Origin of the sequence: Segatella copri, from assembly GCF_019127135.1 — a bacterium.
GTDB lineage: Bacteria > Bacteroidota > Bacteroidia > Bacteroidales > Bacteroidaceae > Prevotella.
In genome coordinates, this window is record NZ_JAHOEA010000012.1 from 1 (window position 1) to 14,571 (window position 14,571).

18 protein-coding genes and 1 tRNA gene are annotated in these 14,571 nt (G+C 46.7%); 4 read left to right on the plus strand and 15 right to left on the minus strand.

Annotation, left to right across the window (positions count from 1 at the left end; genetic code table 11):
- The 5 genes from KSW37_RS04945 to KSW37_RS04965 form a co-directional block, all read right to left on the minus strand.
- The coding region (locus KSW37_RS04945) for a S24/S26 family peptidase (protein ID WP_217313538.1) at positions 1-439 on the minus strand (439 nt) is incomplete at its 3' end.
- Between the two features lie 21 nt (positions 440-460).
- Positions 461-1,384, minus strand: coding sequence for a hypothetical protein (locus tag KSW37_RS04950; protein WP_217313537.1), 924 nt, complete (start codon positions 1,382-1,384; stop codon positions 461-463).
- A gap of 287 nt (positions 1,385-1,671) precedes the next feature.
- Complete coding sequence (locus tag KSW37_RS04955; protein ID WP_217313536.1) at positions 1,672-2,124, minus strand: DUF5056 domain-containing protein; 453 nt, start codon at positions 2,122-2,124, stop codon at positions 1,672-1,674.
- Positions 2,114-2,653: an RNA polymerase sigma factor gene (locus KSW37_RS04960; RefSeq protein ID WP_217313535.1), complete on the minus strand. Its 540-nt coding sequence runs from the start codon at positions 2,651-2,653 to the stop codon at positions 2,114-2,116. The genes KSW37_RS04955 and KSW37_RS04960 overlap by 11 nt, the downstream gene beginning before the upstream one ends.
- Positions 2,654-2,739: 86 nt before the next feature.
- On the minus strand, positions 2,740-3,474 hold the full coding sequence (locus KSW37_RS04965) for a DUF6249 domain-containing protein (protein WP_217313534.1): 735 nt from the start codon (positions 3,472-3,474) through the stop codon (positions 2,740-2,742).
- 134 nt (positions 3,475-3,608) lie between these two features.
- Here KSW37_RS04965 and KSW37_RS04970 point away from each other — a divergent pair, with 134 nt between their 5' ends.
- Both KSW37_RS04970 and KSW37_RS04975 read left to right on the plus strand, forming a co-directional pair.
- Positions 3,609-5,024, plus strand: a complete 1,416-nt coding sequence (locus tag KSW37_RS04970; protein WP_217313533.1) for a methyltransferase RsmF C-terminal domain-like protein — start codon at positions 3,609-3,611, stop codon at positions 5,022-5,024.
- A gap of 68 nt (positions 5,025-5,092) precedes the next feature.
- A complete protein-coding gene (locus KSW37_RS04975) occupies positions 5,093-5,614 on the plus strand; it encodes a dihydrofolate reductase (protein WP_217313532.1) in 522 nt (173 codons plus the stop codon).
- A gap of 37 nt (positions 5,615-5,651) precedes the next feature.
- Here the strand turns inward: KSW37_RS04975 and KSW37_RS04980 are convergent, their stop codons facing one another.
- The 9 genes from KSW37_RS04980 to KSW37_RS05020 all read right to left on the minus strand — a co-directional run bounded on the left by KSW37_RS04980 (position 5,652) and on the right by KSW37_RS05020 (position 11,456).
- Positions 5,652-6,170 (minus strand): Lrp/AsnC family transcriptional regulator, encoded by a 519-nt coding sequence (locus tag KSW37_RS04980; protein ID WP_006847783.1) that lies wholly within the window; start codon positions 6,168-6,170, stop codon positions 5,652-5,654.
- Between the two features lie 81 nt (positions 6,171-6,251).
- Positions 6,252-6,716, minus strand: a complete 465-nt coding sequence (locus tag KSW37_RS04985) for an ExbD/TolR family protein (protein WP_217313531.1) — start codon at positions 6,714-6,716, stop codon at positions 6,252-6,254.
- Complete coding sequence (locus tag KSW37_RS04990; protein ID WP_217313530.1) at positions 6,713-7,330, minus strand: ExbD/TolR family protein; 618 nt, start codon at positions 7,328-7,330, stop codon at positions 6,713-6,715. Before KSW37_RS04990 ends, KSW37_RS04985 begins: the two co-directional genes overlap by 4 nt.
- 43 nt (positions 7,331-7,373) lie before the next feature.
- On the minus strand, positions 7,374-7,886 hold the full coding sequence (locus tag KSW37_RS04995) for a hypothetical protein (RefSeq protein ID WP_217313529.1): 513 nt from the start codon (positions 7,884-7,886) through the stop codon (positions 7,374-7,376).
- Positions 7,887-7,898: 12 nt separating this feature from the next.
- Positions 7,899-8,561 carry a MotA/TolQ/ExbB proton channel family protein gene (locus KSW37_RS05000; RefSeq protein WP_217313542.1) on the minus strand — a complete coding sequence of 221 codons (663 nt, stop codon included), beginning with the start codon at positions 8,559-8,561 and terminating at the stop codon, positions 7,899-7,901.
- A gap of 74 nt (positions 8,562-8,635) precedes the next feature.
- Positions 8,636-8,723 (minus strand) — tRNA-Ser (locus tag KSW37_RS05005).
- 139 nt (positions 8,724-8,862) lie between these two features.
- On the minus strand, positions 8,863-9,702 hold the full coding sequence (locus KSW37_RS05010) for a TatD family hydrolase (RefSeq protein ID WP_217313528.1): 840 nt from the start codon (positions 9,700-9,702) through the stop codon (positions 8,863-8,865).
- A gap of 12 nt (positions 9,703-9,714) precedes the next feature.
- Positions 9,715-10,689, minus strand: a complete 975-nt coding sequence (locus tag KSW37_RS05015; protein ID WP_217313527.1) for a polyprenyl synthetase family protein — start codon at positions 10,687-10,689, stop codon at positions 9,715-9,717.
- Between the two features lie 41 nt (positions 10,690-10,730).
- On the minus strand, positions 10,731-11,456 hold the full coding sequence (locus KSW37_RS05020) for an energy transducer TonB (RefSeq protein ID WP_217313526.1): 726 nt from the start codon (positions 11,454-11,456) through the stop codon (positions 10,731-10,733).
- 102 nt (positions 11,457-11,558) lie between these two features.
- Between KSW37_RS05020 and porQ the strand changes: the two genes are divergently transcribed.
- Positions 11,559-12,506: a type IX secretion system protein PorQ gene (gene porQ, locus KSW37_RS05025; RefSeq protein ID WP_217313525.1), complete on the plus strand. Its 948-nt coding sequence runs from the start codon at positions 11,559-11,561 to the stop codon at positions 12,504-12,506.
- Between the two features lie 69 nt (positions 12,507-12,575).
- Positions 12,576-13,268 carry a (d)CMP kinase gene (gene cmk, locus KSW37_RS05030; RefSeq protein WP_117727261.1) on the plus strand — a complete coding sequence of 231 codons (693 nt, stop codon included), beginning with the start codon at positions 12,576-12,578 and terminating at the stop codon, positions 13,266-13,268.
- A 410-nt stretch (positions 13,269-13,678) separates the two neighbouring features.
- On the opposite strand, the gene KSW37_RS05035 is transcribed toward cmk, so the two are convergent.
- Positions 13,679-14,569: a 4-hydroxy-3-methylbut-2-enyl diphosphate reductase gene (locus KSW37_RS05035; protein ID WP_217313541.1), complete on the minus strand. Its 891-nt coding sequence runs from the start codon at positions 14,567-14,569 to the stop codon at positions 13,679-13,681.
- Positions 14,570-14,571: the final 2 nt, after the last annotated feature.

Here is a 14,571-nt window from a genome sequence, read left to right on the forward strand (position 1 = left end):
TCAACCTCTGCCATCTGTGCCAGTTTCTGAGCGCTTTCTGCGAGATGAGACTCTTGCGGCTGCCATCGGGACAGATGACAGCATGCGCCTTCGCAATGACATCCTTGCGCAGGCAATGCTCCTTAAAGCCGAGATTTCCATCACCCGTGAGTATGATGCGGCAATCATCTGCTGAAAAGGATGCGGGGGACGCATCTCCTGCAACAGGCTCTATCCCGATGATGCGATGCACCACCGGATAGCCTTCTTCTACCCTTGCCATCACGATATCGCCCACCTTCAACTCTCCTTCTACCGGATAGAATTCAACGCAATCCCTACCCCCTACGATAAAGGGAAGCATACTGGTGCCCTTGACCGGAAACTTGACAGGACGACCTTCACGGATGAATTGTTCAAGCGCGGCTATTGCCTTATATTTTGAATCGGATGTATTCATCTTTCTGTTGTATGATTGTTTTTACTGACTGATGGTCTGACAGCAAAGGAGGGCTGCACCGGCATCGGGCAGACAGTCGAGCTGATAAAGTCGGGTGCCCCCGATTATCTTCTCTATCGTCTGATGCTGACCGTCAGCAATATTCTTCTCCCACGCCTTGCCGGAAACCGAAGACTTGAGAGACACATAAGCCTCTATGACGGTCTGTTTTCTGATTTTATTCTCTGGTGCCTGTCGCAACTGGACGATTCCCCCTACCGGATATTCCTCGTTCTTATAGCAAGGTGTCTTTCCGCTCCAAGGCGAACCACTCACCATGGGCGTTCCTTCGGGCGTTACATATACCACCGGGTTGTCATCATTCAGCAGTCGGGTTCCTGATATATGCTTGAGCCACAGACCGGAATGCGTACTCTTACCCGTTCCGCTCTTGCCCAGAAAGAGATAAGCCTTACCCTCCTTTACTACGGTAGAAGAATGAAACAGGAGTGTATCTCCGGTTGCCGAACGCATGGCATAGAGCAGCATCAGCGAGGTATCAACAGTTGCCTTGATGGCACCGAAAGCCGACTTCTGACTGAAGATGCCAGCAGGGACCTGAAGACTGGAATGCTGATAATCAAGACCGGTAACCAGTATGGATTTCATATCAGTCATCGCCATCAGAAACGCCTTCTGTGTTTCTCCCAGACTACCGCTGATAATGAGCTGTCCCTCTTCATCCTGTCTGCATTCCTCTCTGAATCCGGCAGGTTTCCTCAGTTCTTCCCCGCTTTCTGACAAGGTAAGCGTGAAGGAGGTTCGGGCAGCAGATGCGACCTGTTCATCGCATTCAAACCCCTGATAAGCCCCCAGCAAAGTATCCATAACCTTCTGACAGTAATCAGGATAAGAAAGGCTGAACCCGACATGGGCTACCTGATAATGCTTTATAATGGATTCCATTTTTATTCTTTCATTTATGCTCCCAATGAGGAGCGGTTCGAGATTTTCATTGCTGCAACGAAGGCCTCAGAACCCGCATTGTCAGCAATTTTGCAACAAAAATACAACTTTTATCTGAAAAAGCCAAATCTTTCTCTATCTTTCTTCAAATTGGAGCATTTGCAGATGGAAACCTGCGCACAAAAAAAAGAGATGAAACATTATTGATTTTGCTTCATCTCTTTTTAGAATCTACTGAACTTTCGCAAGTAAGCTCAGGATTTATAGTTTTGTTTATATTTATATCCCTACTGACGTGCATCAGCCAGTTCATTATATCCCCAAACCATGATGAGGACAACGATGCCAGCCAGCACCATCAGGAGATTCTGAGAGTGGGCGATGGAATCTGCCACATGCGTAAGGGCACGCGAACCGGAGAGGAGGAAATCTATCTTCATAGAGAAAAGCCATCCCTGAATCTGCTCCCATCCCTGACAGACTACTGCTATGATGATGCCTGCTGCCACACAGGCTGCCGTCCATAAATGTTCCAGACGCTGGCGCTTAACCAGCGACATCGCAGTATCAGTTTCGGGTAAAGCCGGCAATGCCTGCATCACCCTGTCGGAGAATCCGTCATCAGGAATCTCAGACATTTGGCAATCGGCAAAGAACATCTGCAAGAGTTCTTCATCCTGAGGGTTCAACGGTTCCCCTTTCATGCTATCCAACTTCTTATCATTTATCTTATCGGTCATAACCATTCTGTTTTAAGTAACTTGCAAGTTTCTGTTTTCCACGAGAGAGATGCGACTTGATGGTGCCTTGCGCCATTCCCGTCACCTCTGCAATCTTATCTATAGAGAGTCCATCCATCAGCTGCAGCGTGATGCATGTACGTTCATTTTCGCCCAATATCTGTAGGGCTTTCATCAAATCCATCTTCAATCCGGCATGGGCGCCCTGTGCATTCTTACTGGAAACGGCAGGCGTATCGATGTCCTGCGTTTCCTTATGGCTGCGGGTATAATCATACCATACATTATAGGCGATGCGGTAGAGCCAGGTGGAGAAGCTGGCTGTACCCCTGAAACCAGACAGATGGGTATAAGCCTTTACAAAGGTATCCTGAGCCAAGTCGTCACTCAGCTGCGCATCCCCCAGCGTCTGCCGTAGGAAGAACCCACGAATGGGTGACTGATACTTCCTGACCAGCAGGTCGAACGACTTGCGGTCATGAAGCATCACCACCTTCGTGACGAGAGAGATATCGGATAACTTTTCCACCTTATATATATTAACTAATAATTGTTGTTCTTTTCCTTGTGACTTCCCCTCCTATTGAGAAGCCATGATATATTGAATGTCGGCTGCTAGACCGGAGTACCATTATATCCCGTGCCCTGGTCGCCGTGACGGTTCTTCCACCAGTCCTTGATGGCAGGAAGCGAACCGATAACGGTCTGACCGATGCCATAGAAGAAGACCAGGGCTCCGATGCCAGCCAGAAAATCAACATCCCACCAGGCAAACATGGCGCATAAGCCGGCTCCCAGGAAGGCATTTCTCAATCCACGCTTTACCAGATACTCATCGCTCTGCTTGTCTATCGGCCGGTCGCTTTCCGGAACATTGATGCCCTTCTCCATCGCCATCTCTGCCAGTTTCATCCGGTCGTTGTGGCGGCGAATCAGATATCTGATAACCAGAAATACGATGATCAGCGGAGCAAAGACAAACAGCAGACCGAAGATGATACAGAAAATGATCATAACAGCCAGCGCTCCGCCACCAAATACCGAACCGATGAAATCGAACGGATCATCATAGTTGTCTAAACTGTATCTAGAATGAACAGACCTATTATCATTCTCATCATAATCATCATAGTTAGCCGAATCTGTACTGGTTGTATCAGAATAAGCCTCCAACGCCTCGTCGTCTTTATCTTTCGAAGCAGATGGCTGTGCGGCAGATGCAGGAGCAGCCTTTGGGTCTACCTGTTGGGTAGTTGGATGATAACGATGTTTTGGAGCAGAAGACGCCAAAGACACTTGGGTGGCTCCGATGCTCATAACGAGCGCTAATGCCAATATTGCTTTCTTCATATCATTATTTTTTTATTGTTTTTACCTTGTTATTTCATAAATTTCTGCTTCTTAGACGCATCTCTTCGCGATTTAGTTGCAAAGAAACGAAATTTTTCTTATTTTTGCAAACAAATTAAAGAAAAAGAGACAGAATGAAGACATTACCTGAAGATTTCAGAACATATACGCAGGCACTGATGGGCGAAAAGCTGTATCAGCGTCTGGAGCATGCTATCCTCGAAGAGGAGGCACCAACCAGTATCCGAATCAATCCTTTTAAATGCAAGGATGCAGTAGGCGAACCGATTCCCTGGTGTCCGGAAACCGGCCGTTATCTCTCTACCCGTCCCGGATTCACCTTCGATCCGCTGCTGCATGCCGGCTTATATTATGTACAGGAAGCCTCATCTATGTTTGTAGATATGGCCATCCGACAGTACGTAAAAGAACCGGTGATGATGCTGGATCTCTGTGCTGCCCCTGGCGGAAAGTCGACTGCCGTAAGAGCAGCCTTGCCGGAAGGGAGTCTGCTCTTCAGCAACGAACCTATGCGCACCCGCTCACAGATTCTTGCCGAGAACGTACAGAAGTTCGGTCATCCGGATATGATTGTTACCAACAACTATCCCCGCGATTACAAGAAATCGAAGTTGCAGTTTGATGTGATTCTTACCGATGTTCCCTGCTCCGGCGAAGGAATGTTCCGCAAAGATGAAGGGGCTATCGGCGAATGGAGTACCCAGAATGTGAACAACTGCTGGCAGCTGCAGCGCGAAATCGTATCGGATATCTGGAACTGTCTGAAGCCAGGCGGTATCCTGATTTACTCTACCTGCACCTTCAATGCACACGAAGATGAGGAGAACGTGGACTGGATATGCGAAGAACTTGGCGCTGAAGTGATGGCACTGGAGGGTGTAGAAGATGCATGGAACATCACCAGCAACCTCACGGGCACCGACTTCCCTGTTTACCGATTTATTCCTGGCGTTTCGCGAGGCGAAGGTCTGTTTATGGCAATTCTGAAGAAAGAGGGCGAATGGGAAGCAGGTTCTTCAGCCAAGGAGAACAGAAAGGATAAGAAGAAGAAAGACAAGAAGGTGGCGAAAGGAAAGGGACTGGAGATTCCGGACGGCTGGCTGAAGGCTGATACGGAATGGATGCCTGCAGAAAGCAACGAGACGGTTTACGCCATTCCGGGCAGATGGAAAGACATCTACGACCAAGCAGAAAAGAACCTGAAGGTGCTGCATGCCGGTGTGAAACTGGGAACAGACAAGGGAAAGGGACTTATCCCCGACCAGGCTCTCGCTCTCTCTACGATGCTCAACAAAGAACACTTCCCTCAGGTGGAGTTATCCTACGAAGATGCCATCCGCTACCTTCGCAAGGAGGCTGTGAATCTACCTGCCGATACGCCTAAGGGTTATGTACTGGTAACCTACAGACAGGTTCCGATAGGATGGGAAAAGAACATTGGCAACCGTGCCAACAACCTCTATCCGCAGGAGTGGAAAATTAAGAGTAGCCACGGGACGGGAGAGCTGTTTATAGTTAATAGTTTATAGTTAATAGTTTACAGCAAGAATGAATAATTCAACATGTAACATTTAACACTTAACATTAAAATAAAAAAATGTTCAGCATCATCGCCTGTATATCAAAAGTGCATAGAGCTATCGGCTATCAGAACCGGTTGCTCTACGCCATCCCATCGGACATGACCCGATTTCGTATGCTCACAACTGGACATACAATCATCATGGGCAGGAAGACATTTGAGTCGCTGCCGAACGGAGCCTTGCCCAACCGCCGCAATATTGTTATCTCGAAGACAAGAGAGCAGATAACAGGGTGCGAAGTATGCAGTTCTCTGGAAGAAGCGCTGGCAGCAAGGAAAGAAGAGGTTGGAAACAAAGAAGAGGTTGGAAGCAAAGAAGCATCAGATGAATGTTTCATCATCGGAGGAGCCAGCATATATGAGCAGGCTTTGCCTTTTGCAGACAAGCTTTATCTCACAATCGTTGAAAAGGAACCTGAACATGCCGATACCTTCTTTCCGGAAATCAATCCGGCAGAATGGGAAGTGACAGAAAAAGAAATGAGGAATGAAAACGGCTTACCGTTCACATTCCTCACCCTTTATAGAAAGCAGTAATCCCGCAGGGAGCTACTGCTTTTTTTCTTTTTATATCTTATTTCTCTGCTGCAGCCTCCTCATCAGTTTCCTCTTCATCATCGTTGAAACTCTTGAGATCCTGCATAGAAAGCTGACGGTTGATAGATGCATTGAAAGAGATGATGGTCTCGCTGCGAGACAATCCCAATGGCTGCAACTTATCATGGATGATTTCCAAGAGATGGTGGTTGTTCAGCGCGTAAATCTTGATAAACATATCAAAGCCGCCTGTAGTATAGTGACACTCCACAACCTCAGGAATCTTCTTCAACTCCTCTACAACCTGGTCAAACTTCTCAGGCTCCTTCAGATAGAGTCCCATATAAGCACAAGTTTCGTAACCTATCTTTTCTGGGTCAATGATGAATTGTGAACCCTTGATGATACCAAGATTTGTAAGTTTAGCAACACGCTGATGAATGGCAGCACCGCTCACATTGCAAGCGCGTGCCACTTCCAAAAATGGAATACGGGCATCCTGAGAAATCAGCTTCAGAATCTGCCTATCTAATGAATCTAAAATTTGTTTTGACATAATACTAATAATTTGGTTGCAAAGATAATACAAAAAATTAATAAAAGCAACTTTTTAAGAGAAAAACATGATAAATTAATATTATTTTCCTTTTTCTGTGGCAGAATAACTGATTTTTAATGCTTTTGCCTGGCGCAAAGCCTGCTTTACGTCGGTTATCACACCCATCTTTGTCTCTTGGTCTGCTTTAATGGATACGGTCATCAGCTTCTGGTCTTCCGGTGACATACGCTTCTTTTCTGCCGAAACGTAATCCATCACTTCGGGAGCCGAAGCAAACTTGTCATTCAACTGAATCTGGGTAGCGGTACCATACTTTGCCTGCATCTCTTTGGTTGGTTTACCTATATAGATATGGCTCACAGCCGATTTCTTGGTCAGGCGGGTGAGTTCCTTACCTTGTGGCAAACGGCAGTCTACCTTCAAGGTAACCTGGCGCATGTGGGTAACAATCATAAAGAAGAACAGTACGGAGAAAATCAGGTCTGGCAGAGAAGATGTATTCAACCCTGGCACTTCATGCGATTTCTTATGAAAATTCATCATTGTTTACCTCCTTTCTGCTGTTCAGTAGCTGTTTCTATAGAATTTTCTTCCCCTTGCTTTTCTTCAGCATTGGCATCAACACGCTGGTCGGCATGAGTCATCGCATTGGCATAAGACTCAGTGATGCGCTGCGGACAGATGTTGCGCACCTGTTCTTTCTGGTCATTGTTCAAGAGGGCATAATCCCTGTGATATTTCTTCTGGGCTGTTTCGTTGCGAAGCTGGCTGTATGCCTCCATCAGCTGGTTTTGCATCTGGAAATAGAGATTGTAGTCGGCATCGCGGTCACTCTCGATAGAGATGAGATGTTTCTTGCCCAAACGGTGAACAAAGCGGATGGTTTCTTCCTTGAGCTGGCTTACCTTCATCGGCTTGTCGTTAACCAAAAGCGTATCGCCAGCTGTCAGGCGTAGCGTCATCAGGTTAGCCTTGTCTACCATCGTCTGTTGCTGCTCCTTCTTCTGCGGTTCAGGTGAAGGGAGTTGGCGCAACAGTCCCTTATCCACATCCATTGATGTGGTGACAAGGAAGAATATCAACAGCATGAACGAGATGTCGGCTGTAGATGTGGTATTCAGTCCCGGGGTTTCGTGTTGCTTCCTTCTAATCAGCATATTTAATCCTTATTTATAGAACAGAGAGCCCAGAGAGCTCTCCTTATTTTTTCTTCCGAATATAACGTGTGGCACCGAAACAGACGGCACCGATTCCTGCCAACAGCATCAGGAGTGATGTGATGACAAACATATCTGAAAGCTTGAGCCAGAGCCAGTCGGCATAATTCTCGCCATTGATGAGCATCGGAGCAGAACCGCCCAAAAGGAAGGTAAGCAGCAAAACTGCCAAAGTTCCAATCCATGTGATGCGGAAGATGCGACGCACGGGAATGCCATTCACTACAGCCTCCGACTTACTGCTGCGATAATCTCTGATCATGGAAAAGACAGCCAGTCCCACACCTCCTATCAGGAAGAGCCACATCAGCAGGATGAGCACATCGGTAAAGAGAGGCGCATTAAAGTCGGGGTTCTCTTCGAAAGGCAAATCGTAGCCTACCAAAAAGAACAGACCGAAAACCAGCACCGCCAATCCTATCATGATATAGAACACCTGCTGCGATATCTTTTCGGCCGACTTCGTCTTCTGCTTTGAAAATTGAAATTTAACCATTTCTCTCTTCGTTTATTTATTCTTGGCAATAATATCCATTAAAGTAACCGCCGACTCCTCCATCTGGCTTGTCAGGTGCTCCACCTTAGAAAGGATGTAGTTATAGAAAACCTGAAGGATGAGGGCTACGATGATACCGAAGATGGTAGTGATGAGCGCCACTTTCATACCCGAAGCAACGATAGTAGGACTGATATCGCCCGCCTGCTGAATCTGGTCGAATGACATGACCATACCAATCACGGTTCCGAGGAATCCGAGCGATGGAGCCATTGCGATAAAGAGTTTGATCCAGGAACATCCCTTCTCCAGGTTAGCCGCCTGAACGGTACCATATCCGCTTACCGAGCGCTCGATGTCATCAAGACTCTCGCTGATATGCATCAGGCCCTGATAGCAGATAGAAGCCACCGGTCCGCGTGTATTCCGGCAGAGCGTCTTAGCCCCTTCCACATCTCCAGCCGCCACTTTCTGGTCGATATCCAGCATCAACTTCTTGGCGTTGATTTCAGAAAGACTCAGATAAATGATGCGCTCGATACAGAAAGCCATACCCACGATGAGGGCGATGGCAACGAGAGACATAAATCCCGCATTACCCTCTATAAACTTTGTCTTAAGAGCTTGATGAAATCCCATGTTCTCTTCTTGAGCCATCATAGGCAGAGAACACATCCAAGTGAAAACCAATATTGCAAAACGTGCAATAGCTGTATTATTCTTCATATACCTTATTATATATATAAAAGCGGAAAGAGGGGGATTCGAACCCCCGAACCGGTTTTGCCGGTTACACGCTTTCCAGGCGTGCCTCTTCAGCCACTCGAGCACCTTTCCATATTCCGAAGAACGATTCTCATTGCCACAACATACCGCTGCAACAATTTCGAAGTGCAAAATTATTGCTTTTCCTCCGAAATACCATAACTTTCATTGTTTTTTTATGTTTATTTAAGGAGTTTTGAACGCTTACTGCCTATACTGGGGATACGGATAGCGGAAAAACACGCTCTGCATTGAGATTGGTCTGCCGGGCAAACTCCTCTTCGCTTACGCCATAAGCCTTGGCGAGCGTCTTCATCACTTCTACCACAAAAGCGCTCTCATTACGCTTGCCGCGATAAGGAACGGGCGCCATATACGGACTGTCGGTCTCCAATACGATGCGATCCATCGGAACCACAGCCGGTAAATCTTCTCTGAGATGGCTGCTCTTGAAAGTAGATACGCCACCGACGCCCAATACAAACTTATCGAAGGAGAGCAGTTCTTCGGCTTCCTTCTGGTTGCCCGTAAAGCAATGGAAGACGCCACCCGGCAGTTCTTTCTCATACTTTCTGAGCAGATGTACCATCTCGTTCTGCGCCTTGCGACAATGAATCATCAGCGGGAGCTGGGTTTCTACCGACCATCTTACCTGTTCCTCGAAAGCCTCGAGCTGCTCGTTTTCGAACTCACGGCTCCAGTAATAATCAAGTCCTACCTCTCCGATAGCAATCACGTCTGAAAACTGAAGAGAACCACCCTCCTGACAGGCATTACCGGTCATGCGATGTTCCTCCAGAATCTTCCGGAGTTCAGCCAGCTGCTCCTTCCAGTCAGCCTTCACCTCTTCAGGATGCAGACCAATCATCGGATAAGCATAGCCAGGATATTCCTTAGCCAATGCCAGTACTGCGTGTGTGGTCTTCACATCGATGGCAGGCAAGAACACCTTGCCTACCCCCGCTTCCTTGGCACGAGCGAAAGCCTCCGCCCTATCCTCGTCAAACTCCTCCGCATCGAAATGCGTATGTGTATCTATTACTTTGAACATTGAACTTTAAAATTAGTACTGTCGCTTCATCATTTTCTGAGCATACTTAGCCAGTTCTTCCTTGCGTTCAGCAGGCACATTCACGGCATCGAGATACTTCTTGCTCTGCTCGAAATAATAAGCTATCTTATCCTGCGCCAGTTTGTCGATACCAATCTCGTTGTAAAGACGGGTAACGGCAGCCACCTTCTCCTTGCGGTCGAACTCCTCGGCATCCACCCATTTCTGCAGTTCTGCACGCTGAGCGTCGTTGGCATGGTTGAAGGCATTGATGAGCATATACGTCTTCTTGTTAGATGTGATATCGCCACCAATCTCCTTACCGAACACCTTGGTATCGCCGTAAACATCGAGGTAATCATCCTGCAACTGGAACGCCAATCCAATCTGCTCGCCAAACTTATACAGGTTCTCTGCATCCTCATCAGAAGCATCGGCAAGGATAGCACCCATCTTCAAGGCACAAGCCAGGAGTACGCTGGTCTTGAGGCGAATCATCTCGATATATTCCTCCTCCTTCACATCGTTGCGGTTTTCAAACTCCATATCAAACTGCTGACCTTCACCAATTTCCAGGGCAGTGGTTGTAAAGAGTTTCAGCACCTTGGCAAGATGCTTTTCATCACACTGTGCCATACGCTCATAAGACAACACAAGCATGCTGTCGCCCGAGAGAATCGCCGTATTGGCATCCCACTTCTTATGAACCGTTTCATGACCGCGACGCAAATCAGCATTGTCCATCAGGTCATCATGCAGCAAAGTATAGTTATGATAAGTTTCCAGGGCAACGGCATTCATCAGAATCTTTTCCGGATTGTCCTTGAAAAGATTGTAGCCCAAAAGCATGAGCGTAGGACGAATACGCTTACCACCCATAGAAAGTACGTATCTGATAGGCTCATAAAGAGACATCGGCTTTCTTTCGTAAGGCAAATTAGCCAGAAACTCATTTACCATACTTAAAATTTCTTCTGCTGTCTTCATAATAATGTATAATTTATAATGTATAATTTATAATGAACAATTTATAACTGGAACACTACCGGGATGGCAATCATCGTGCGACAGACCTTGCCTTTATCGATGCCCGGCTTCCACTTCGGCATCATCTTCATCACTCTCAAAGCCTCGTTGTCGAGCAATGGATCTACCGAAGTGCTTACCTTGATATTTGCCACACTACCATCCTTGTTCACGATGAAGCAAACCACTACGGTACCCTGAATCTTGCTCTTCTGGGCAGCTACAGGGTACTTCAGGTTCTTGGTAAGCCACTGCATGAAAGCAGACCAGCCACCAGGAAACTGCGGTATCTTCTGCACGACCGTCAGTTTGATAGGAGCCTCAGCTCCCGGATTCTCGATAGGAGTTTCAGGAACCGCTTCCTTCACCTCAGCTCCATCCACAACACCCGAGCCGTCGCCGATAACCAGTTCGCTGGTTGTAGAACTGATTTTCGCCGGAGCCTGCTGAGGCTGCTGTTCGGCAGCCTTCACTTCTTGGGTAATCGACTTAGAAGCAGGAGCCGAAACGGCCTCCGCACTCACCATATCTTTCTGGTCGGGACGAGCCGACATTTCCAGATCCTGTGAGAGATCTTCCATCGATTCAGACAAGTCATCTTCTCCCTGCGGACCTCTCTGATATTGGAGTCCTACGAAGATGAAAGTAAAAGCCAGCAGCAAACCTAGCAGGAAAAATGTAACCCGCTTATCTTCCAGTTGTGCGCTATTTGATTTCTTAATTTCCACAATAAATTCCGTTTTAATTCGTTATTTTCTACGAAAACATTGCAAATTTACTTCTTATTATTGAAAAAAGCAGTATCTTTGCCAAAGAATTAGAAAATTTAAATGAAAAAATATGTAATTTCCGCAATATTGACGCTTTTTGCGACAATTATTGATGCTCAAGAGAGCCAAACGGGGTATAATTTCCTTCGCTTGCCGGTGAGTGCTCATGCAGCAGCTCTGGGTGGCGACAACATCACCTTGATAGAAGATGATGAGGCACTCATATTCCATAATCCGGCTCTCCTGGCTTCGGTAAGCGACAAGACGGTCAATCTCAATTATATGAACTATATGTCGGGAGTGAATACAGCTTCGGCTAGTTTCAACCGTACTGTCAACGACAAGGCTTCGTGGGCTGTTTCGGCTCAGTTTGTTGACTACGGCAAGATGAAAGAGACGGATGAGAACAATATCCAGATGGGTGAATTCTCTGCAAAGGATATTGCCGTTGCGGGTTACTTCTCTTATATGCTCGGTGAAAAGTTTGCGGGTGGTATTGCTGCCAAATTCGTCACCTCGTATATTGGCGATTACAATTCTATCGCTGTGGGAGTGGATCTGGGCATCAACTATTACGATCCTGAAACGGAATGGTCGGTTTCATGTGCGGCAAAGAATCTGGGTGGACAGCTGAAAGCCTACGATAATGAATACGAGAAGATGCCTATCGACCTGCAGTTGGGTGTTACGAAACGATTCGTCAACGCACCGTTCAGGGTATCAGCCACACTGGTCAACCTGAACCATTGGGACAGCGGTCTTCGCAATCATGCCGTAGTAGGCGCCGACATTCTGCTTTCAGAAAGCCTGTGGATAGGTGCCGGCTACAACTTCAGGAGAGCCAACGAGATGAAAATCAGCACCTCAGAAGATGAGGAAAGCAGTCATGGAGCCGGTTTCTCTGTGGGTGGCGGTATCAACCTGGAGCGCTTCCATCTGAACGTTGCCTACGGCAAATATCACGTCAGTAGCAGCAGCCTCATGCTGAACGTAAGTTACAGATTATAAATTCTACATTATAAATTATACATTATAAATTATACATTATAAATTATACATTAAAGTTAGTTCGAAATTATGAAGAAAATAACAATAGCAATAGACGGATACTCTTCTTGCGGTAAGAGTACGATGGCAAAGGATCTTGCCAAGGAAATAGGTTATGTTTATGTAGATACGGGTGCGATGTACCGCTCGGTAACTCTCTATGCGCTGCGTCATCAGCTCTTCGAAGCAGATGGAGCCGTAAAGACTGAAGAACTGCAGAAGGAGATGAAGAACATCAGCATCTCATTCAAGTTTAATGCAACAACCGGTCGCCCAGACTGCTATCTGAACGGAGAACTGGTAGAAAAGGAAATCCGTTCGTTAGAGGTTTCCAACCACGTTAGTCCGATTGCCGCCGTTCCTTTCGTCAGAGAGGCGCTGGTAGAGCAGCAGCAGAAGATGGGCGAAGACAAGGGCATCGTGATGGATGGTCGCGATATCGGTACCACCGTGTTCCCAAATGCCGAACTGAAGATTTTCGTAACAGCCAGTTCACAGGTGAGAGCACAGCGCCGTTTCGATGAACTGAAGGAAAAAGGAATGCCAGCCGACTTCGATGCGATTCTGAAGAATGTAGAGGAGCGCGACTATATCGATACCCACCGCGAGACTTCCCCACTCAGAAAGGCTGATGATGCCATCACGCTCGACAACAGCAACATGACCATTCCAGAACAAAAGGCATGGCTGATGGAACAATATCAAAAAGCAATAGCAGAATAAGCTACAGAGAAGAGACTGCCGGGTTGTTTATGTAAAAATACGTTAAAGATTGCATTTTTACCGATAAATTTATTTTATTCGATGAAAGCGATTTGGAAAAAATATTTCAATATAGTATCTTTGCAAGCATATTAACAAGGTAGTAATGATATAGATTATAAATTTTGAGTTAATTACTGTTTTTTGAAGGTGATAGGTCTTCGGGAGAAGATTTATCACCTGTTTTATTTTCAGACAGTTTATAAAAAAATGAACCCACTTGACGTCGTAAAACACGACACCAAATGGGTTAACTAATTAATAACCAGCATATTAAGCTTTCCAATCAATGATAAAACCATTCTATACCCTTGCTACCGCAAAACGCGGTAACAAGTGGGTTAACAAACTAATAGCCAACACCTTAAGCTTTACAGCAAAAGAGCCGAACTATCGTTGATAATCTTCTCCCTGCACTCTTCCATCAACCACTTCGGCGTACTGGTAGCACCACAGATACCTACCGTTTCCACATCCTTGAACCAGTTCATATCTATCTCGTCGGCACTTTCTATCTGGTAGCTGTTGGCATTCACACTCTTGCATTCCTTGAAAAGCACCTTACCGTTCGAACTCTTTCTGCCACTCACAAAGAGGATGACATCATGCTTGCTGGCAAAGGCAGCGATGTTAGGCATGCGGTTAGCCACCTGACGGCAGATAGTATCGAAACTCTTGAAGACAGCACCCTCAACAATATGCTCCTGGCAGTATTCGATGATGCGGTGGAACTCATCGAGGCTCTTGGTAGTCTGGGAGTAAAGATAGATATCTTTCGAGAAATCCAGCTGACCGGTTTCCTTCAGCTGCTTCACATCCTCAAACTTCTCTACCACGATGGCATGACTCTCCGTCTGCCCCACCAGTCCGAGCACCTCAGCATGACCATTCTTACCGAAAATCACGATCTGTGCCTCCGGATTGTTGACATACTGCTTCTTGATGCGGCGCTGCAACTGGAGCACCACAGGACAGGTAGCATCGATGATTTCGATATTGTTCCGTTCGGCAAGGGCATAAGTCTCAGGCGGTTCACCATGAGCACGGAGCAAGACCTTTACGCCCTGCAGTTCCTCCATCTGCTCATGGTCTATCGTGATGAGTCCCGCTTCATGCAGGCGCTCCACCTCCATACCGTTATGCACAATATCACCCAGGCAGTAAAGTTTACCGCCCTTAGCCAACTCCTCTTCAGCTTTCTTGATGGCAGTGGTTACGCCAAAGCAGAACCCACTGCCGTTATCTATTTCTATCTGCACGATAT

Coding starts and splice junctions, on each gene's coding strand:
- KSW37_RS04955 (WP_217313536.1), bottom strand. CDS start 2,124: ATGACCGATAAGATAAATGATAAGAAGTTGGATAGCATGAAAGGGGAA.
- KSW37_RS04995 (WP_217313529.1), bottom strand. CDS start 7,886: ATGGTTAAATTTCAATTTTCAAAGCAGAAGACGAAGTCGGCCGAAAAG.
- KSW37_RS04990 (WP_217313530.1), bottom strand. CDS start 7,330: ATGCTGATTAGAAGGAAGCAACACGAAACCCCGGGACTGAATACCACA.
- KSW37_RS04980 (WP_006847783.1), bottom strand. CDS start 6,170: ATGTCAAAACAAATTTTAGATTCATTAGATAGGCAGATTCTGAAGCTG.
- porQ (WP_217313525.1), top strand. CDS start 11,559: ATGAAAAAATATGTAATTTCCGCAATATTGACGCTTTTTGCGACAATT.
- KSW37_RS05000 (WP_217313542.1), bottom strand. CDS start 8,561: ATGTGTTCTCTGCCTATGATGGCTCAAGAAGAGAACATGGGATTTCAT.
- KSW37_RS04965 (WP_217313534.1), bottom strand. CDS start 3,474: ATGAAGAAAGCAATATTGGCATTAGCGCTCGTTATGAGCATCGGAGCC.
- KSW37_RS04970 (WP_217313533.1), top strand. CDS start 3,609: ATGAAGACATTACCTGAAGATTTCAGAACATATACGCAGGCACTGATG.
- KSW37_RS04975 (WP_217313532.1), top strand. CDS start 5,093: ATGTTCAGCATCATCGCCTGTATATCAAAAGTGCATAGAGCTATCGGC.
- KSW37_RS04985 (WP_217313531.1), bottom strand. CDS start 6,716: ATGATGAATTTTCATAAGAAATCGCATGAAGTGCCAGGGTTGAATACA.
- KSW37_RS05015 (WP_217313527.1), bottom strand. CDS start 10,689: ATGAAGACAGCAGAAGAAATTTTAAGTATGGTAAATGAGTTTCTGGCT.
- KSW37_RS04950 (WP_217313537.1), bottom strand. CDS start 1,384: ATGGAATCCATTATAAAGCATTATCAGGTAGCCCATGTCGGGTTCAGC.
- KSW37_RS05010 (WP_217313528.1), bottom strand. CDS start 9,702: ATGTTCAAAGTAATAGATACACATACGCATTTCGATGCGGAGGAGTTT.
- cmk (WP_117727261.1), top strand. CDS start 12,576: ATGAAGAAAATAACAATAGCAATAGACGGATACTCTTCTTGCGGTAAG.